General features: G+C 34.5%; 18 protein-coding genes. 3 read left to right on the top strand and 15 right to left on the bottom strand.

Annotated elements, in window-relative coordinates:
* Positions 1–331: 331 nt before the first annotated feature.
* The 7 genes from SLH52_RS20370 to sppA form a co-directional block, all read right to left on the bottom strand.
* On the bottom strand, positions 332–1,522 hold the full coding sequence (locus SLH52_RS20370; RefSeq protein ID WP_320211066.1) for an acetate kinase: 1,191 nt from the start codon (positions 1,520–1,522) through the stop codon (positions 332–334).
* A 141-nt stretch (positions 1,523–1,663) separates the two neighbouring features.
* A complete protein-coding gene (locus SLH52_RS20365) occupies positions 1,664–2,647 on the bottom strand; it encodes a class I SAM-dependent methyltransferase (protein ID WP_320211065.1) in 984 nt (327 codons plus the stop codon).
* 317 nt (positions 2,648–2,964) lie between these two features.
* On the bottom strand, positions 2,965–3,465 hold the full coding sequence (tpx, locus tag SLH52_RS20360) for a thiol peroxidase (RefSeq protein ID WP_320211064.1): 501 nt from the start codon (positions 3,463–3,465) through the stop codon (positions 2,965–2,967).
* A 720-nt stretch (positions 3,466–4,185) separates the two neighbouring features.
* Positions 4,186–4,668: a GerW family sporulation protein gene (ytfJ, locus tag SLH52_RS20355; RefSeq protein WP_320211063.1), complete on the bottom strand. Its 483-nt coding sequence runs from the start codon at positions 4,666–4,668 to the stop codon at positions 4,186–4,188.
* Positions 4,669–4,686: 18 nt separating this feature from the next.
* The gene (locus tag SLH52_RS20350) at positions 4,687–5,391 is read right to left on the bottom strand and encodes a DUF2953 domain-containing protein (RefSeq protein WP_320211062.1); all 705 of its coding nucleotides are present in this window, start codon (positions 5,389–5,391) and stop codon (positions 4,687–4,689) included.
* Between the two features lie 99 nt (positions 5,392–5,490).
* The gene (locus SLH52_RS20345) at positions 5,491–6,072 is read right to left on the bottom strand and encodes an RDD family protein (protein ID WP_320211061.1); all 582 of its coding nucleotides are present in this window, start codon (positions 6,070–6,072) and stop codon (positions 5,491–5,493) included.
* 11 nt (positions 6,073–6,083) lie between these two features.
* Entirely contained in the window at positions 6,084–7,097 is a 1,014-nt protein-coding gene (gene sppA / locus SLH52_RS20340; protein ID WP_320211060.1) for a signal peptide peptidase SppA, read from the bottom strand.
* 170 nt (positions 7,098–7,267) lie between these two features.
* Here sppA and SLH52_RS20335 point away from each other — a divergent pair, with 170 nt between their 5' ends.
* Positions 7,268–8,068 carry an NAD kinase gene (locus SLH52_RS20335; RefSeq protein WP_214481635.1) on the top strand — a complete coding sequence of 267 codons (801 nt, stop codon included), beginning with the start codon at positions 7,268–7,270 and terminating at the stop codon, positions 8,066–8,068.
* Positions 8,069–8,185: 117 nt separating this feature from the next.
* On the opposite strand, the gene SLH52_RS20330 is transcribed toward SLH52_RS20335, so the two are convergent.
* The 6 genes from SLH52_RS20330 to ezrA all read right to left on the bottom strand — a co-directional run bounded on the left by SLH52_RS20330 (position 8,186) and on the right by ezrA (position 16,675).
* Positions 8,186–9,787, bottom strand: a complete 1,602-nt coding sequence (locus tag SLH52_RS20330) for an amidohydrolase (RefSeq protein ID WP_320211059.1) — start codon at positions 9,785–9,787, stop codon at positions 8,186–8,188.
* A gap of 130 nt (positions 9,788–9,917) precedes the next feature.
* Positions 9,918–11,516, bottom strand: a complete 1,599-nt coding sequence (gene mbcS / locus SLH52_RS20325) for an acyl-CoA synthetase MbcS (protein ID WP_320211058.1) — start codon at positions 11,514–11,516, stop codon at positions 9,918–9,920.
* A 218-nt stretch (positions 11,517–11,734) separates the two neighbouring features.
* Positions 11,735–11,941 carry an alpha/beta-type small acid-soluble spore protein gene (locus SLH52_RS20320; RefSeq protein ID WP_214481638.1) on the bottom strand — a complete coding sequence of 69 codons (207 nt, stop codon included), beginning with the start codon at positions 11,939–11,941 and terminating at the stop codon, positions 11,735–11,737.
* Between the two features lie 262 nt (positions 11,942–12,203).
* Positions 12,204–13,415 carry a tRNA uracil 4-sulfurtransferase ThiI gene (gene thiI / locus SLH52_RS20315; RefSeq protein WP_320211057.1) on the bottom strand — a complete coding sequence of 404 codons (1,212 nt, stop codon included), beginning with the start codon at positions 13,413–13,415 and terminating at the stop codon, positions 12,204–12,206.
* A 129-nt stretch (positions 13,416–13,544) separates the two neighbouring features.
* Positions 13,545–14,690 carry a cysteine desulfurase family protein gene (locus tag SLH52_RS20310; RefSeq protein WP_320211070.1) on the bottom strand — a complete coding sequence of 382 codons (1,146 nt, stop codon included), beginning with the start codon at positions 14,688–14,690 and terminating at the stop codon, positions 13,545–13,547.
* A 293-nt stretch (positions 14,691–14,983) separates the two neighbouring features.
* Positions 14,984–16,675 (bottom strand): septation ring formation regulator EzrA, encoded by a 1,692-nt coding sequence (gene ezrA, locus SLH52_RS20305; RefSeq protein ID WP_320211056.1) that lies wholly within the window; start codon positions 16,673–16,675, stop codon positions 14,984–14,986.
* Between the two features lie 347 nt (positions 16,676–17,022).
* Here ezrA and hisJ point away from each other — a divergent pair, with 347 nt between their 5' ends.
* The gene (hisJ, locus tag SLH52_RS20300; protein ID WP_320211055.1) at positions 17,023–17,844 is read left to right on the top strand and encodes a histidinol-phosphatase HisJ; all 822 of its coding nucleotides are present in this window, start codon (positions 17,023–17,025) and stop codon (positions 17,842–17,844) included.
* On the opposite strand, the gene refZ is transcribed toward hisJ, so the two are convergent.
* Positions 17,841–18,482: a forespore capture DNA-binding protein RefZ gene (gene refZ / locus SLH52_RS20295; protein WP_320211054.1), complete on the bottom strand. Its 642-nt coding sequence runs from the start codon at positions 18,480–18,482 to the stop codon at positions 17,841–17,843. The genes hisJ and refZ overlap by 4 nt on opposite strands.
* Positions 18,483–18,947: 465 nt before the next feature.
* Between refZ and SLH52_RS20290 the strand changes: the two genes are divergently transcribed.
* Positions 18,948–19,439, top strand: a complete 492-nt coding sequence (locus SLH52_RS20290; RefSeq protein WP_320211053.1) for a GAF domain-containing protein — start codon at positions 18,948–18,950, stop codon at positions 19,437–19,439.
* Between the two features lie 219 nt (positions 19,440–19,658).
* Here the strand turns inward: SLH52_RS20290 and megL are convergent, their stop codons facing one another.
* Entirely contained in the window at positions 19,659–20,846 is a 1,188-nt protein-coding gene (gene megL, locus SLH52_RS20285; RefSeq protein WP_320211052.1) for a methionine gamma-lyase, read from the bottom strand.
* Between the last annotated feature and the right edge of the window lie 68 nt (positions 20,847–20,914).

Below are 20,914 nucleotides of genomic sequence, written 5' to 3'. Positions count from 1 at the left end.
CATAAGACAAGACGGCTGGAAGGTTGCTTTTTAACCTTCTTGACGGATTGACTTATGACCTCGGATGGCGCCTGAAGCTAGACAACAAGAAAAGCGCATGCGCATTGATCATCCCCGACAAGCACTGGAGGCATTTCACCTGAAGGCGCTTTTTGCCTTCAGGTGAAAAGGTGACGTGATAGGTGCTGGAGCTTATACATAGATAAACATCATACAGTGAATGAAACTAAGAAGTAATTTTATACTTTCCTACCAATTAACAAATACAAAAAGAGTCTTGTTCAGCAAATAACGCAAAACAAGACTTCTCATTTATTAAATGATAACTTAATTAGTGTAAGGCAATTTTCACAACATCACGAGCAATCATAACTTCTTCATCTGTAGGGATGACAATAACCTTAACAGGTGAGTGCGGATAATTAATAAACGCTTCTTTACCACGAACTTTATTAAGTGACGGATCCCAGTATACTCCCATAAACTCAAGTCCTTTTAACACACGAGTACGTATAACGTCACTATTTTCACCAATACCTGCAGTGAATATAATTGCGTCTACACCATACATTTTAGATGCATATGAGCCAATATACTTATGAATTCTATCTGCAAATACTTGTAAAGCTAATTCAGCGCGCTCATTTCCTTGTTCAGCTTCTTGCTCAATATCACGTAAATCACTTGAGAAACCAGATACACCAAGCATTCCACTCCGTTTATTTAATACATCTAGCACTTCATCGGCAGTTTTCCCCGTCTTCTCCATAATAAACGGTATCAACGCAGGATCAATATCACCTGAACGTGTACCCATAGCCACACCTGCGAGAGGAGTGAAGCCCATTGAGGTATCAATTGATTTACCACCTTCGATTGCAGCTATACTTGCACCATTACCTAAATGACATGATATAAGACGTAGCTGTTCCAACGGACGTCCTAAGAGTTCTGCTGCACGTTCTGAAACATATTTATGTGAGGTACCATGGAATCCATATTTACGAATTCCATATTCACTATAATAATGATATGGCAAACTATATAGAAATGATTGATCCGGCATTGTTTGATGAAATGCGGTATCAAACACAGCGATAGACGGTACATTAGGTAGTACTTCCTTAAATGCTTTTACACCAGTAAGGTTTGCTGGATTATGCAATGGTGCTAATTCTGATAACTCATCAATATCCTTAATTACATCGTCAGTAATTAATACAGAGTCATTGAATTTTTCACCACCGTGAACGACACGATGTCCGATGCCCTCAATCTCATCTAATGATTGAATAATGTTTAATGATGTCAGTTTATCTAGAAGCATCTTAACCGCAACTGAATGATCAGCGATAGGGCTAACTTCTGTTTGTTTCTCACCATTAACTGTTATATTAAAAATTGCATCGTCAAATCCAATTCGTTCTACAATCCCCTTTGTAACAACCTCTTCACTCGGCATTTCAAATAATTGAAATTTAAGAGAAGAACTACCTGCATTTATAGCAATAACTTTAGACATGTTATTTCACAGCTCCTTTAAAAATCGACACAATTTCATATCCGCCTCTATCATTTAACCACTCACTTTATTACAATGCAATATTAATGTAAAAATGGTACCGTTTTCGTCATAATTTCTTTATTTTCTGATTTTACTTTATTATTTTTCTACTTTAATCCAACTATCAATTCTTTGAATAATTCCTTGCGTTGCCTCTTTATTGGAAAAACTAGGGAGGTCAACTAACAGTGCCTGCTTTGGCACCTTCACTTCTGGCCCCTTTTTCTGTAAAATAAAAATACTTTTTGCATGCTTCTCATGTTGAAATAAAGATAAAGGCAACTGTAATAACCCTTGGATTATACTCGTTTCTTTTACATACTTATGTAACGATGGTGCTAGCTCACTTTCAAAAAGGTTATTAGGTATAAGGAAGAATAAATACCCTCCCTCTTTCGTGTAGTTCATGCATTGTTCAATAAATAAATGATGTGCATATGAATGCCCTTCCGGTGACTTCAATTCATACCCATCGGCCACAACATCGTTTGGATAGTATCCAATTGGTAAATCACATACAACAAGATCAACAGGATCAATTAATAATGGCTCTAAACTATCTTGATTAAAAAATTGAATTGGGTGCTGCTGAAGGTTAGCATTTACATAGGCAAGCTTAATTAATAAATCGTCCACATCTACACCAAAACTCGTTATTTGTTTATCAGAAGCATGATTTAGAACAGTCGTAAGTAAATTTCCTGTTCCTACAGCAGGGTCAACAACTTTGAAGGATTCATAGTTTCTCATGAACTTAGAAACAAGATAACTTACAAAAACCCCAACTGAATCTGGTGTCATTTGATGATTTGGCTGTGTCGATTCCCTCATCCCTTTTAAAGCTGCAAGCTGGTATGCTTTTCTGATTTCCTCATTTGAATATTTTTGTACAATGAGCTTATCGTACTCTTTATTTAATCTTTTCTTTGAAAGTTCACTAAGTTCTTCCTGTAAAATTGTTTCTTGAAATATATTTTCTCCTGTTTCTGCCACTGCTTCTAAATATGAGCATGCTAAGTCCTCTTGCAATAGATTAGCTGTACTGTCTATTACTGAAAAGATTTGTTCGATATTGGTTGACAAAATAAAAACCTCCTAAATGTAAATGTATACTAATTGCAATTTAATATTCTCCTATACAGAAATTAATTATATTAATTTATTCCGATCAAAAAAGAAGGAAAAAGACCTCAACATCGAGGTCTTTTAGCATATGCAGCGTATTATCGTTCCTTAGTACCTGTCGGGGCAATTCAAAAATCTGCTTCGCTTTTCTCACTGTCCTGCTACGCCCCCTTACCTCTCGAGCCATTTCACCTATTCACTTGAAGACATAAAGCGGCTTCAGGTGTAGGCTCCAACGCTTATCGAGGCAATTCAAGTCGGCTTCGCTTTGCTTGTTACTTTGCGGCCTTTACTGCTTCGATTGCTGCTTCGTAATTTGGATGGTTTGTACCTTCTGATACATACTCTACGTAAGTGATATTATCATTGCTATCAATGACGAATACCGCACGTGCTAATAGACGAAGTTCTTTAATCACAGCCCCGTAAGCTTCACCAAATGAAAGGTCACGATGGTCAGATAAAGTAACGACGTTATCGATACCACTTGCTCCACACCAACGCTTTTGAGCAAAAGGTAAGTCTACACTTACCGTTAACACTTGTACATTATCTAGGCTAGCTACCTCTTCATTAAAACGTCTAGTTTGCGCATCACAAACCCCTGTATCTACTGAAGGGACAACACTGATTAAGCGAACAGAACCACTAGAATTAGCTAACGTCACAGGCGACAAATCATTTGCTAAAACCGTATAATCCGGAGCCTTGTCACCAACCTTAACCTCATTACCTAGTAACGTAACTGGATTACCTTTAAACGTGATATTTGCCATATTAATTCCCCCTTATTAGTGTGTGTTCAAGTTTCTTGAACAACTATTTTTCTCCTAAACCTTTAAACAAGCTAATATTTTTAGTATGTATAGTGATAATCATAACTTTTCTTATTATAGATTGCAAAGAAAAAACCTGGCTTAAGTGTTAATACTAATGAGTTGGTCACTCTCTAGGCACCTTTCTTCGCTGCTTTAGAAAAGAGAAGATGCCACGAAAAACTCTAGTTGAGTATATGTTTAAGTCTTAGTGCGAGAAACAACAATCAATGCGAAAATAGCCTATGGTTTTCATGCAACTTTCCTGATCAATAATAAAGTACGTAATTGGAATATACTATTACAGGTGGTGGGTAAATTCTGTAGTAAAAATTAACGAAGCTGACTTATTGATGATTAATAAAGGACGGATAATGAGGTTAAGAAAATGGTGTTTATGAATGCTCACAGCTTACATCTCAGCGTCTGCAATAATACTAAATTATTCCTATCGGATCGTGCATTAACGGATAGATAAGGGACAAGTTAAGTTGTACTTTATCTACCCGTCTTCCCATAACAACTATGTCAATGTTTTTCAGCATATTTTTCTAAGATATAAACAAGTATACAATCATTGTTTTGTGATATCTTTTTATTAATAACACGATAACAATCGGATGAAACCTGATTTGCTGTTGCAAAAATAACAACCAAGTCCAAATTATTTTATACTTTAGCTCATATATCAAAATCTTGCTTTGGCATATCTTGGTGATCTTTAGGTTTACTTCCTTTTATCTCCCGTTCACCATTTTGATCATTTTTCGAAAACATTTTTTGTATTTTATCAACTGCCTGTGGAGCTAATTCTAATATTCTTTCATACAAATGTGTATTTTCATCAAGGTGCAACAGCTTTACTCCTGAAGGATTAACAATTAAAAAAGCAATAGGTGTAATCGAAACTCCTCCTCCACTTCCACCGCCAAAGGGATGTTTCTTAGAATTTTGCCCTTGTTGACCTTGTTGTTGACTACTCCGTTCTTCGATATAAAATTCACTTCCTCCTGCTGCAAACCCAAACCCTACTTTTGAAACAGTTAAGATCACACTACCGTCAGGTGTTTCAACAGGATCTCCAATTATCGTATTTACGTCAATCATCTCTTTTAAATTCTCCATAGCAGTGGTCATTAAACCTTGAATAGGATGATCAGACATATTAACACCTCCTATAGTTTAAATCGATTCTTTAATTTTTTTATTTTTATGTAATGGAGGGTGACCATGCCTAAAATGTGGCCGTCCCCCTTTCCATAATTTCAATAACCTTATTCCTCCTAAAATAGCATACCCGATTCGAAAGTATAACATACACTTTAATTTTGTATGAGAACTAGGTTTTTGATATGAAGGAGCTATCTCTATATAAGGATTTGTATCAAGTTTCATATTATTGCTAATCAAACCAATAACTCCTCCCTTTACACCCCATGCAAGTCCAGCAAGCAGACCTGTCATAGCTGCATCACGAGCACCTAATTGAGTTTGCCATTCAAACTTCGTTACGTGAACTTTTCTTAAAAAATTTCTAATAATTTGGTGAAACCCAACAATATGTTCTATAAGCTCCTTTGCGTTTTGGATCCCTTCAATAACATCATCTACTGAAATGTGTTCAACATCTTTATTGTCAGTATGTTCTTCCCCTACATTGTTTGAAGATTTGTTTTGTCCCACGACAAGATTAGCATCTTTCTTATCTACTTTTATAAATGGAACATTGTACGTATAGCGTATGATCCCAAACAAAGTTCTTAGTTGAATCTCAATTTGATCATTGTCCTTTTCATGTAGAAGAAGTACACGAACAGTAACCTTCATGAAGAGCAAACATAGGATGACAACAACAGAGCTTGCTATGATAGTTATCATTACCAACATATACTCCTCCCTTCTAATAACCTATTATCACCTTCACCAAATAAAATAAACCTATGAAGACACTAGCCTTCATAGGTTTTAAAATGTAAAATTCGCATGTTATTTTCTTTCATGAACTACGGTTGTATCAGCAAATATGTCATGTAAACCTTGTTTTTTCGGTAAAAATGCTACTAAAATATAGCCAATCATAAAAAACTTTGAAATAAACCTACCAATAAACTCTCTAAACAGGATAGTAGACCACGTTAACTGATCGCCTTTTATGTTAATGACCCGTAGACCAAACACCATTTTTCCAAGTGTTTTATGAAAGTATTTTGTCATTAATACGAAATATAAGTAAAAGGTACAAGCAGTTGCAATTGAAATTGCTGCAAACATCCCACTGTCCTTTAGTGGTAAATCAAGCAAACGGAACAGCGGATATAAAATGATGCGATTAATACTTCCTATAACAACTAGATCAAATAAATATGACCAAAATCTCATCCAAAATCCTGCGTTATAATGTAGTGATTGTCGTTTATTAGAAATGCCAACATTATCATGTTCATGATGATGAGAATGAACAGTTCCATTATGATTTATATTTTCATTATGACCTTCTAAAACAGTTTTCGTTTCTTCAGGAATAATTTCCTTGTCCTTGTTTTCGGTTCCATTATTCTTTGTTTCCATATAAATCCCCCCTATTCAGCATATAAATACATAGGTCTTGGGGAATTTGGTTGAGATAACATTTTCATGAGTCCAGCCATTTCAATTTCTTTATTCAAAAATCTATTTGCTGTTATCTCAAATATCGACCAATTCAACCCTAAGTTTTCTTCATACTTAATTACTTGTGCATTTTTAAGGTCCATATCTTCTTTTAATATTTCTAGAGCATCATCATAATATCCGAATTCATCAATGAGATTTAGCTCTTTTGCTTGCCTTCCGTCATAAATGCGCCCATCCGCAATTTCTCGTACTGTATCTTCTGGAATGTTTCTTCCCTCCGATATCACCTTAACGAAGCCATCGTACGAATTATTAAGCATAGATTGCAGGATGTTTCGCTCTTCTTCTGTCATCTCTCTTGAAGGGCTCATTATGTCTTTGAATTGACCACTTTTGATTGTCACAAACTCTACTCCATATTTCTCAGCTAAACCAGCGTAATTAACCCCCTGCATGATAACACCTAACGAGCCTGTTAAAGTTTCAGGACTCGCAATGATTTTATCTGCTAATGCTGAAATATAATATCCACCTGATGCTGCCATACTTCCCATCGATACATAGACTGGTTTACCCGTTTCTTCTCTGTATTCTGTTAATTTTTTATGTATTTCAGCGCTTTCAACAACTCCTCCTCCAGGTGAGTTCACACGAAGTAAAATCGCTTTGATCGCATTATCTTCTTTAGCACTGTCTATCATACTTAAAAATCGTCGATGATTATACCCCACTGATTCAAAGATTGATGTTACATTCGTAGTGTCTTGAATCGCGCCATTTACTTCTAAAACAAGGATTTTTGATAAAGGGCTCTTCCCTTCTTCAATTACTTTTTCATCAAATTCCTTGTCTGTTGTAAAAATTTCCTCAGATATATCACCAAAACCAGAAAAAGCAATTGAACTGACTGTATTAACTAAAACTGAAATGACGAAAAGTAATACAGCTATTCCTAGTGCCGCCCATCTTTTCAAACTCATCAACATTCACTCCTTCTTAATCACAGTATCATTTCCTATTTTGTCATACATTTAGTTTCATAAAAATGATACACTATATACACAATAATCAATTGTAGCAGATTTTTTAGCAAAATAGTGAATACTTGGCAACAATATTCTGTCTTGATACTTAGTAGGAGGTACTATATATGTTTAATCGCCGTAACATCTTTTTGTTTTATAAAAGTGACCCAGTCCTTGACAAACAAGTAGAATCATTATACACAATAGCTGAACAATACGGATTTAAAATCGTAAATGACTACAAAGATGCAAATATTATTGTAAGTATAGGTGGAGATGGGACATTCCTTCAAGCAGTACGAAAGACTGGTTTCCAGGAGGATTGTTTGTACGCTGGAATTTCCAACACAGGCTCTCTTAGTTTATATTGTGACTTCCACATAGATGATACCGATAAAATGATAGAAGCATTAAAAAATGAAGAAGTGGAAGTAAGAAAATATCCTACGATTAATGTATCTGTAGATGACATGACCTCTTTCCAATGTTTAAATGAATGTTCAATTCGTTCAACCATTATTAAAACGTTTGTCATTGATGTACATATAGATGACCTTCATTTTGAAACATTCCGTGGTGATGGCATGGTTATCGCTACACCTACAGGCAGTACGGCATATAATAAATCTGTTAATGGAGCCGTTGTAGACCCACTACTTCCATGTATGCAAGTAAGTGAGATTGCCTCATTGAATAATAACCGCTATAGAACATTAGGTTCATCGTTTATTTTAAGTGGTGCACGTAAGCTTACGCTTAAGGTAGTTCAAGATGGAAATGATTTTCCAACTATCGGTATGGATAATGAAGCGGTTAGCATACGCCATGTAAATAAAATTGAAATTCAGCTCAGTGACAAAAAAATAAAAACTGTTAAATTACGAGACAATTCTTTTTGGGAGAAGGTTAAAAGGAGATTTTTGTAACTGATTTTTTGCCTAATTCATACAGTAGGACTATGCCTTAAATAACAATATCGTAAAAAAAGCCTGTTTTGATTCATTTCTAAACAGGCTTTTAATCTTTGAACAATTCCTATCTTCTCAGTCTGTGTCACTTTTATAGACAATATTATTATCAACAACGGTCATCACAACATTTGTTAACGGAATATCTTCCGGATCAATTTGTAAAATATCTCTATCTAATATTGTAAAATCAGCTACAAAACCGGGAGTTATTTTACCATGTGTTTGTTCCATCTTCACTGCGTAAGCACTGCCTCTTGTATATAGACAAACAGCCTCAAACGGTGTTAATTTTTCATTTTGATAATAGCCTTCATGTTTATCGGAAGGGGACTTCCTCATGATAGCAGCATAAATTCCAAGTAAAGGGTTTGCACTTTCTATCGGTGCATCGGACCCTCCAGCACAATGAAACCCTTCATCAATCAGAGTTCGCCAAGCATAGCTATATTGCATCCTGTCTTCACCTAACCTGTCGATGACCCAAGGGAAATCTGACATTACAAATGTTGGCTGTATATCTAAAATGACTGAAAGGTGCTTTGCTCTATCTATTAATTCTTTCCGCAGAATTTGTGCGTGAATCAACCGATCCCTTTCTCCTTTAGGTGGTGGGTATGCTTCAATAGCAGAAATTGCATATTCAAATGCCAAATCTCCAATAACATGGATAGCCACCGGCATATTATACACCCTTGCTTTTTTAACGAGTTCCTTTAATTCATCTTGAGTATGAATAGCAATTCCTGCCGTACTTGATTGATCATGATATGGTTCAGATAGTAGAGCAGTTCGACCACCTAATGCGCCATCAGCAAAAATTTTCATCGCACCAAACTTGATGAATTCTTCGTTGCTACTATCATTTAATTCCCTTTGAATCATGTCATCAATTACTTCGTGATGAACTAATAAATTTGCTCTGAATTTTTTGCTTTGTCCATTTATTACATGAAGAAATGTTTCATACGTTTGTGAAAAACTATTATAATAATTCAAATCTTCCGTATGGGCACCAACTAAACCTAATGAAAAACAATGATCAATCGATGTTGCCAATGCCTTGTTCAAGTACTCAGTTGTAACTGCGGGGATGGCTTTCGTCACAAGATCAACGGCCTTGTCTAACAAATACCCTGTTGGTTCACCTTTATCATTCCGAACAATTACCCCACCTTTAGGGTCTGTTGATTCTGCTGTTATTCCTGCTAATTGAAGTGCTTTAGAGTTAACAATTGCTGCATGATGACAAATGCGTTTTAAAACCATCGGATTGTTCGGTGAAATCTCATCTAGCTCATATCGATTGAAAATTTTTTTATCTTTAAGATTATTTTCATTCCAGCCTTCTGCAATGATCCAATCACCACTATTGTATGATTTCACATATTCTTGCAATGTTGTTTTTATATCATCTGAAGTAGTTTTAGAAGATAAATCCATTGTTAACAACTTTTCTCCAAGTCCTATTAGATGTATATGACTATCTACAAAGCCTGGAAACATAACAGCATTTTGAAGGTCAACATTTTCAGAAATAGTCTCACCATATACTTTCCGCAAATGCTCTTCGGAACCGATATCTTTTATCATACCTTCTTCCACGTATACAGCTTCTGCTTTATCATTTTCGTTACACATCGTATAAATTGTTCCGCCAAACCAAAGTGTACCCATTTTTACCTCTCCCAATATCAATCGTAGAGCAGTTCCGATTGACTTGTGATTTACACCTTGGAACTGCTCTATCTATATTTACTTCTTGACATTATTTTATCAAAACATTCGAAGGAGAGAAATATGACCTTTATTTTTGTTTAAAAGACTTCTCTTTGAGAAGTTCTTGATTTCGTAATTCTATACGACGAATTTTTCCTGATGTTGTTTTTGGTAAGTCTTCAACAAATTCTATTTTCCGAGGATATTTGTAAGGAGCTGTTAGATCTTTGACATGATCTTGTAGTTGTTTAATCAGCTCTTCATGATGTTGAGGTACCCCCTCACGTAGAACAATAAATGCTTTAACGATTAACCCCCGAACTTCATCTGGGCTGCCAACTACAGCACATTCTTTTACGGACGGATGTTTGACTAAAGCATCTTCAACTTCAAACGGACCAATGGTGTAACCAGAACTTATAATAATATCATCACTCCTCCCTTCAAACCAATAATACCCATCTTTATCTTTCTTCGCCTTATCTCCTGTGATATAGTATTCTCCACGAAATTGCTTAGCAGTTCTTTCTGGATCTTTATAATAATGTTTAAATAATGCTGGGGTTTCAACATGAACTGCAATATCACCAACTTCTCCAATATCGCATGGCTCACCCAAATCGTTAATTATTTCAATTGTATTACCTGGTGTCGGTTTTCCCATAGAACCTGGTTTAATTTTCATTCCTTTCATGACCCCAACTAATAAAGTATTCTCTGTTTGCCCGTATCCGTCCCGAACGTCAACATGAAAATATTTATTAAACGTCTTAATCACTTCACGATTCAGAGGTTCCCCAGCTGAGACCGCACTATGTAAAGATGGAAGTTTATAATCACCAATATTATCTACTTTCGCCATAAGACGATATTCTGTTGGGGTACAACATAATACATTTACTTCATAATCACTTAGCAGCTGTAAATATTTTTTAGGTTCAAATTTCCCATCATAAACTATTCCAGTAGCACCAGTTCCTAGTATTGAAAGAAAAGGACTCCAAATCCATTTCTGCCACCCAGGACCCGCAGTTGCCCAAACTGTGTCGTTGTCTCTAATGCTTAACCAGCTCGATGCTGCTGTTTTCAAATGAGCATATCCCCATCCATGTGTATGAACGACCCCTTTTGGGTTTCCAGTTGTTCCTGATGTATATGATAAAAAAACAATATCATCTCGTCTAGTTGATGCAGTCACTAATTTATCACTGCTACCTTTACATTTTTCCCAAAGATTTTTCCATCCAGCTTTATCTTCTTTTCCAACGATATACTTAGTTATTGTTTCAATATTTTTGACTTCTTCAAATTGCTCGACATACGGATGGTAGCATATGATACCTTTCACTTCTCCATGTTGAATACGATACTGTAAGTCTTTAGTTCGAAGCATTTCTGAACATGGGATAACAACTAATCCCGCTTTAATTGCACCTAAATATATACTATATGCCTCAATCATTCTTGGTATGAGCACGAGCACCTTATCACCTTGCTGAAACCCATCACTCAATAATGCATTCCCTATTTTATTAGCTTCCATCATTAAGCTACTATATGTAATTTCTCGTTTGACACCTAAATCACTTTCGTATTTTAAGGCAATTCTTGAACTATCACTTGAAAAGCGTTCTACTTCTTCAGATAAATTATAAATATCTGGCGCAATTAAATCTTGTCGATTCATGAACAACTCCTCCATTCAAAATATTATCTTAATATTTCATATTATACTAAATCATCGCAATTTTTTGTAATAATATAGTAATTTAATAATCAGCTGACACTATACAGTTGCCTATGTCTTGCATAATAATGCCAAGGGGTTAGAAGCTATAGCTTCTAACCGTTAAATAATAAAAAAGAGCGGGATATGAACCCGCTCTTTGTAGCCATAATATTTATTTATTGTTGTTGGTAACCTCCACCTATTTGTTGCTCAGCCATTTGTACAAGGCGCTTCGTTATTTCTCCACCGACAGAACCGTTTGCACGAGAAGTAGTGTCAGGCCCTAGGTTCACTCCAAATTCAGAAGCGATTTCGTACTTCATTTGATCAAGAGCTTGCTGTACACCAGGAACTACTAATTGATTTGAACTGTTGTATGCCATGTGTTATCACCTCCTTGTGGTAATAGAGTGTGTTAAAACAATAGGCATAATTCACGTAAATGTTGGTAATTGTTCAAAATTTGCAAAGGGGCATAAGTAGATAACTCTAAAAACCGTGGACAGAGGTGTCTTGAAGGATTTGTATACAATAGCAACTAGACGGCTTCTCTACTGAAATATATAGAAAACCTAGAACATAAAGGCATTATAGCCTTTATGTTCTATTTTGAAAAAGTTAACAACTGAGTGAATCTACAGCTCATTAAAATAAATTCTCAATATTTTCCTCGTTTGTCAATTCTTTATCATTTCTTATAACAATAGTCTCAGTGCCTGAAACCGCCTCACTAATTAATGAATCAAAGTCGACAAAACTCTCAAAATGATTTATTTTATCACGCTTTGGTTTCGTTTTAGGTGAGGTTGGTGTAAATATCGTACAACAATCCTCATAAGGTAGTATTGATATATCATGAGTGTCAATTTGCTTTGATATATCTATAATTTCTAATTTATCCATCGTTATTAATGGTCTGATGATGGGCGTTGATGTAACTTCATTAATCGTATACATACTTTCGAGCGTTTGAGATGCCACTTGACCAAGACTTTCACCATTAATAATTGCTAAGGCATCATTCTTTTGCCTCAATTGATCAGTGATTTGTAGCATTAAACGCCTCGTTGAAGTCATCGTATAATTATCAGGTATTTTTTGTTGAATAACTTGTTGAATATTTGTAAATGGGACTATATGAAGCTTAATTGAGTCTGTATATTCAGTTAGCTTCTTAGCTAAATCAATGACCTTTTGTTTTGACCGTTCACTCGTAAAAGGCGGGCTATAGAAATGCACTGCTTCTACTTCTAGCCCTCGTTTCATCGCTAAATACCCAGCAACTGGGCTATCAATTCCACCTGACAACATGAGCATTGCTTTACCACTAGTACCCACTGGGAACCCTCCGGCACCACTTATATCTTTAAAGGTGATATATGTTGCATTATGGCGGACTTCTACACGTAAATTAATATCTGGCTCATGTACATTTACCGTTAAATTTTGAATATTTCGCAAAATATGACTACCAATTTCATAATTTAATTCATTCGAATTGAGAGGAAATTGTTTATTCGCTCTTTTTGCAGTTACCTTAAATGTTTTTCCTTCAGGGTTTAACTCCTTAATTGCCTCAAGAGCCCCTTCTTTAATTTTTTCTATATCACTTAAGGTTTTGATCGCTAGGCTAAATGAATGAATGCCAAAAATTGATGATAGTTTTTCAACAATTTTCTCGTAAGGTTCATTATTTAATTTGATATACATTCTATCACGCTGTTTTTCAATCTCGATGTTTTCAAATTCTCTTAACTTGCCCTTTATATTTTTCTTTAGACGATTTACAAAATAATTTCTATTACGTTTTTTTGTTGATAATTCTCCATAACGAATTAATATATGTTCATATTGCATGTTGTCATTACCTCATTACTATCTTTAATTTGGACTGTTGTCAGTCTATTTATTGATTGTTATTTCTGTATTACGATAAAAGACGGAGAAAACCCGATCTAGTTGTTATCGTTAAGTAACCATAAACTACTAAATTTTACGCAAGAGCCTTAATTTTTCAGCTGATCTTCGAATAGCAGTTAAAACTGTAGGTACTTCATGTATGGAATTATTATAGGATAAACTGATACGAATTGCACTTTCAGCTTCTCGCTCATTTTTCCCCATTGCTAACAATGTTTTACTCGCCACCCTTTTCTTTGAAGAACATGCTGATGTAGTTGACAAATAAATTTGCTCCTCTTCTAATGAGTGGACAAACACTTCAGGCTTTATTCCATGTATTGTCATATTAATAATATGTGGTGCCGAGCTTTTAGTAGATGTATTAAGTGTAATAAATGGTAATTTACTTAACTCATCCATATACGCCTCTTTTATTTTTACCAGATCTTTAATTTTCATTTGATAATTTTCTAATGTAAGGCGAAGTGCTTTTGTCATTGCCACGATCCCAGCTACATTTTCCGTTCCTGAACGATTATTGTACTCCTGCGAGCCTCCAGCAAGTAATGGGGATAAAGTAACTCCTTCTCGAATATAAAGAATTCCGTTACCTTTTAAACCATGAAATTTATGCCCAGACATTGAACATAAATCAATAAAATTTCTTTTTAAATCTAGCGGAACTTTCCCTACCCCTTGTACATGGTCTACATGAAATATAATTTTCGGATAAGATTTTAATAATTTCCCAATTTCCGCAATCGGCTGAACTGAGCCAATCTCATTGTTCACATGTATGATAGATACAAGGATTGTATCATCTCGGATTGCCTTTTTAACATCATCTATTTGTACAATTCCATTTAAATTTACAGGTATATAAGTAACATCATATCCAATTTCCTCAAGTTGCTTACATGCTTCCGTAACAGAGGGATGTTCTATTGTCGTTGTAATGATATGCTTTCCTCGATTGCGGTTAGCAAATGCTATACCTTTTATTGCATGATTATTTCCCTCTGTACCACCTGAATTAAAAGTAATTTCATTAGGTTTAACATTTAACAGCTTTGCTGTTGTTTCTCGTGAGTGTGTCAAGAGACGCTCTGCTTCGCCACCAAGCTTATGTAATGAAGAAGGGTTCCCATAAAATTTACGAGACACAGTAACTAGTGAATCAATGACATCCTCATATGGATTTGTTGTAGCACTATTATCTAAATATATCACAATAAGTCCCCCGATTAATGTCATTTTGCAACTACCTATAATATCATATTTTCAATTAGATTCCCATAAAATCGATAATAAAATCACAATTAAAAAGATATACCTTAATTAAAAGGTATATCTTTTTAAAATGGCCGTTTTCACATTGATTGTCGTTTATCGTACTACATATGGTATCTTTTCTTGTCTAAAGTCTATAAAATCTTCCCTGCTTATATTTTATGAAGTATAGCAACAAAGGTTACGAAAAGAGCATATAAAATAACATATTAATCAACGTAACATAAAATTACTTATTTATTCTCTAACATTTCCTCGATTCTACTTAAAGCACCTGGCTCTATTTCTTCAATAGCAGTAGCAGCTTGTTCAAGTGATAATGAGTAATCATAACTTCTAAATGATACTTCAGATTCTTTCAGTTGCTCAGCAAGCTTCTTATTTTTACTTCTATACCGATTCCCATACTGTATTACCTTTTCAACTAAGTAAGCTTGCTCAATCATTTCATCTGTCATTGAGGAAGATGCATTTACCTGCTCAACTGCTTTTGCAAGCAACTGATTAATAGCAACCATATCTAGGGGTTTTTCTTCAAGTTTTAAAAAGACCTGTTCAAGTGCATTTTTAGTCTCACTTAATACAGCTTGGTATGAAGCAGGAATACCCGGAATATTACTCTTTTGAACTTTTCTTTTAAGTTCCATGAGCTGCTTTTTCATCTCATTTGTTTTTTCTCTTGCAAATAGTTCATCTTTACGTAAATTTTGAAGCATCTCTTTAAATTGTTCATGTTGCTCTCTTAAATCATTGATTCCTTCTAAACAACTCTCAAGTTCTTCTCGGACAATAGTATAGGCCAATTGTTCTTCATCTTTTTTATTTACAATTGCTGTATATCGTTTTTGGAGCTGACCGATTTGATTTTCTATATTATGGTACTTTGCAATTTCTTCTTCATCTAGATGATATAATTGTTGAACAAATAACGATTCTTCTCGTGTCTCATTCGTCTCTTCTTTTAGAGAACGTATTAGTTCACTTACGTTATGTTGATTGTGATTGATAAAATGATGAGCCAATACTTCTTTCTCTAAAAGATCATATAGTGTCTCAATATTTTCTTTAGTTTCATCTAGCTCTTTTGAAACCTCATGTATTTCTGTTTTTTCTATTAAATCTATATACTTACTAAGTTGTGTTCGTATTCGCTCAACTTCAATCTCAACTGGTATATGATCTAATTTGTACCCTTGTCCACTCATCTCAAGGTATCCACTATGAATTTCTTCAAGTTGGTTAGGTATCGTCCCTTGACATTCTGTTAATAATTGAGGTAATTGTTCCATCTTACTTTGCATTTCTTTAAGGTTATTACTTAAATTTATTAAAGCCTCTTTTGCTTCTAAATAATCTCCATTAGCAGTAATTTCATCAACATGTAAAAATTCTTTTTCTAGTTCATCTAATTGACTTTCTAAATTTGTTTCAGCCTTACCATACAAGTGGCGCCTTCCTAATAAATCCTTTTTTATATTCTTATAAATCTTTCTAAACTCTTCTACGTCTAATCTATTTTGTTCTTCACTGCCTACCAATTCTTCCAGCTCTTTTAAGATTGTAGCAATATTGTCTTCTACATCTTTTATCAATTGATCAATTTTCAGTAAAACTTCTTTTGATTTGCTAAATCTATATTTATCTGTATATTCTTCTGCGTCAAACAATAATTCTTCTACATTTGGCAAGTGCAATGTAATAATTTCATCCCACTCTTTACGCCAACGTTCAAAAAGCTCTTCTGTTTGTCCAGTCATATGTAGATCTTTCACCTTGGACATTTCATCAGTAACAGGACGATTCATAATTTCTATTTTTATAGCATCTAATCGATCAATTTCTTTATACATCTTTTTTCTCATGTATATACTAAAAATTACTGTAATAAGAATGATTGAAATTATTCCATATAATAATATATCCATAATTAGCTCCCTTGCGCTATCGTTCTCAGCCATTCAACTATGTAAATAAGATGTTCAAAATGGTTGACACTTTGAACATAGACGTACGATATAAAGGTATAAGGCAAGAATGCTATCGTTCAAAATAATCACTCAGTTTTGTTCGTGAATATGAGCTAGCACTCTACATATCAATGTTTTTATGATAACATGTAAACGACATTTTTTGAGCAATAATTTAAAAATTTTTATAAAAATTAGCATTTTTTCCCGTTATTATTTTCAGAAAAAATATTAAAAGTTTAAGCTCTATAATCATCCCCTAGTTGGGTCATAAAAGTTTTACATTTGTCGAAAGGAGAATTGCTATGAAAAGTGATGGTCACGTCCACACACCTTATTGTCCACATGGTACAGATCATTCGATTGAGCAATATATAATGAGAGCGCTAAGTTTAAACTTATCAGAAATATCTTTTACTGAACATGCACCTTTACCAGTGGGATTTGAGGATCCTACTCCACAACAAGATAGCGCTATGAAACCTTCACAGCTTGAAGAATACATAGCAACTATATCAACCTTAAAAGAGAAGTATAAAAGTGAAATTAAAATTAATATTGGTTTAGAAGTTGACTATATTCAAGGGTTCGAATCAGAAACGAAAGAATTTTTAAATACATACGGTGCTGTATTAGATGATTCTATTCTATCTGTACATTTTTTACTAAACGATGGAGCATACCATTGTTTAGATTATAGTCCGGAAATGTTCCATACAATTATTCAAACAATTGGTTCAATAGAAAAGGTATACCAACAATATTATGAGACTGTATATCAGTCTGTCACCGCAGATTTAGGGGAATATAAACCAACAAGAATTGGACATATCACCCTCGTGAAAAAATTCCAAAAAAAATTTCCATGTCAATTGACTTTCTCAGACGAAATAGTAGAGCTTCTATCCATCGTGAAAAAGGAAAAAATGCAGCTTGATTACAATGGGGCAGGGGTAAATAAACCTTTATGCAAGGAACCATACCCTTCGGATTGGATAATATTAGAAGCAATTAAGCAAGGAATTCCTCTAGTATATGGGTCTGATGCTCATAGTGTAAAGGATTTAGGGCAAGGTTATTCTCACATCATTTGTAAGGATTATCTCAACAGTCCTACTAGTATTTAAATCGCTGTTAATGATCGCTCTTCAGTGGTTGGCATGTATACCATACCTTCTAACCAAACTTCAATTTGCTTCATATATTGGTTTAAAAAATACTCCTCAGTAGGAATGATGTGGAGAACTTCAGAAATGTATTGAGTCTGTAGATAAGGTGTACTAAGAAAGCCTTTTAATTGAATAATCGTGTAAGGAATTGAAATATCCCTAAACTCGCCATCTTTTATGCCTTTTTCAAATAATGCTATTAAATAGTATTTTTCCTTCGTTAAGTAAGTAGTCATAACTTCTCTAATCAAGGTTGTTTCAAGAGTAATTTCTCTGCATACAAATCTTGTTAATAGATGATGTTGCTTTTGATAAATTAACGTTTCGCGAACAAATTGCTTCAATGTTTCCTTTGCAGATGTATTCTCTGATGAACGAAACACATTTTCTATTACTAAAAAATAACCTTCAAAAAAATTTGATACTAGGTATTCTAACAATCCTTCTTTACTAACAAAATAATAAGAAATATTTGCAACATTTACCTTCGCCCTATTAGCTATATCTCTAACTGATGTACCTGTATAGCCATTCACATTTAATAACTCAATGGCTGCATTAATAATTTTTTGTTTTGTTTTCATAGTGGTTGTCATATGTTATCACCCCTAAGAAAATATTTAATATAATACATTCTTTAGATCTTTATTGAAACCTCCCTATTTCTATCGACAAAGTCATGCATAAATCAACGTTTTTTGATATGATTAGTAAAACCTTAAATCTAGGATCATTCAATATGAACTGTCCATTTCTTATTCAAAATGTGTGTATCACTGCAAAAATGTTGGTAAGTCATAGCACTTTAAGGAGCAAAATAAATGATGAATCGTGTCCACTAACACGGTATATGTCGATTTTAATAAAGCTGTTTTCACATATTTTTTCGTACTAATAAATATACACGTATACAACTATTGTTTCGGGACATCTATTCGCTATTGATGATAATCACATATACTTTCTTTTAGTAATTTTGTATAAGTACAAACAAAGTTTACGAAAGAGCCATAAATAATCACGATGATTTTAAATTACTTATTTCTGATAGGGGGATTTATATGTTTGAAGTGAAGAAGTATAAAGAAAATAAAGAGAAGAATTATGAACTCGTAATTAAGCAGCTACATGCTCTTATAGAGGGAGAAAAGAACGATATAGCCAATTTAGCTAATGCAGCAGCTTTGTTAAATCAGTTTTTGGATAATATTAACTGGGTAGGATTTTATTTAACAGATCATCCAGATGACGAACTAGTTTTGGGGCCGTTTCAGGGCTTACCTGCATGCGTCAGAATTCCTTTCGGTAAAGGAGTCTGTGGAACAGCTGCAAAACAAAACAAAACTATTAGAGTTGCTGATGTACATCAATTCCCAGGGCACATTGCCTGTGATGCAGTAACACAGTCAGAAATAGTTATACCATTAGTAAAAAACAACAAAGTGATTGGAGTGCTAGATATTGATAGTCCAATTAAAAATCGCTTTGATGAACAGGACGAAAAATTCCTAGAAAAATTTGCTCAGAAATTAGAAGAATCCTTCGCTATGTAACAATCCATCTAGGACTAAATGATTCATATCAATAGTAAAATGGGTGTCCTTCACTTCCGACACCCATCTTACTGTCAAAAACTCCTCTTTCATATTGTTTGTTTCCGCATTGATTGTTATTTTTCACACTAATATAAACACACATAACACTTGATGTTGTGGTATCTTTTCACATTTAAAACGATAGCTGATTTGCAGCAAAGTTTATGAGAAGAGTCCTTATATTTGATCCAAAGCCTGACTTAAATCTGACCATATATCTTCACAAGCTTCCAACCCTAAAGATAATCTTAATAAATTGTCATGAATGCCCATTTTCAACCGTGCAGACTCTGGAATAACTGAGTGTGTCATTGTTGCGGGATGTTGAATTAGAGTTTCTGCATCACCTAGACTAACAGCGATCTTAATTAACTTAAGTTTATTTAATAAAGATTGTGCTTCTTCCTTATTTCCTTTTATAGTGAACGAAATTAAGCCCCCTGGTTTTTTCATTTGCTTCTGCATAATCTTGAACTGATTGCTAGAACTATCTCCGGGATAAAAAACTTGTTCGATTTTTGGATGTTCTTGTAACTGTTGAGCAATTTGCTTCGCATTTGAACAGTGACGATCCATTCTCACAGGTAATGTTTTTAATCCACGTAATAATAACCAAGCATCAAATGGAGATATTACACCCCCAATATCTTTTTGTGTTGTTTTTGCCACTGTGTCTATGAAGTCTTGCCTTCCAACTATTAAGCCAGCAATGACATCTCCATGTCCACTAATATATTTTGTTGCACTATGAACAACCACATCACAACCTAATTTAAGGGGTTGTTGTAAATATGGTGAACTAAATGTATTGTCAACGATTACTGGTATATTATATTCCTTCGCAACCTTTACAACCATTTCTATATCAATCAGCTTCATAGTGGGATTGATGGGTGTTTCAATATATATGCAAGCAGTATTAGGTCTAATTTCTTTTTTTAATTCATCCTCTGTTTCCATAGAAGAGAAATCATGTGTAATTCCATATTTCTCGTCAATAAGCTGCAATAAACCAAACGTACAACCATATAGTCCTTGCGAACAAACGATATGATCTCCTGATTTGGTCATTGCTAACAATACTGCAGATACTGCTGCCATTCCTGAACCAAATGCTAACCCTGCCTCTCCATGTTCTAAAGTAGCAATGCGTTCTTCTAGAATTTTCACTGTTGGATTGCTTAATCTGGAGTATATATAGCCATCTTCTTCCCCAGCAAATCTTCGCTCTCCTTGTTGTGCAGTTTCAAAAGTAAATGTGGAAGACTGAAACAATGGAGGCGTTAGACTGCCTAAATGCTCATTTGATTCATACCCACCGTGGATAACTAAGGTCTCAATATTTCGATACTTATGATCTTTCATCTCCGTATGCCCCCCCTTAATTGTATAGGTTATTAATGCAACCTCCTATATCATATGAGAAAGCGGAC

The sequence above is a fragment of the Cytobacillus sp. IB215665 genome (assembly GCF_033963835.1).
In the GTDB taxonomy this organism is placed as follows: Bacteria; Bacillota; Bacilli; order Bacillales; family SM2101; genus Nanhaiella.
The sequence above is the reverse complement of the archived record's forward strand: the minus strand, read 5'-3'. Positions and strand labels throughout refer to the sequence as shown.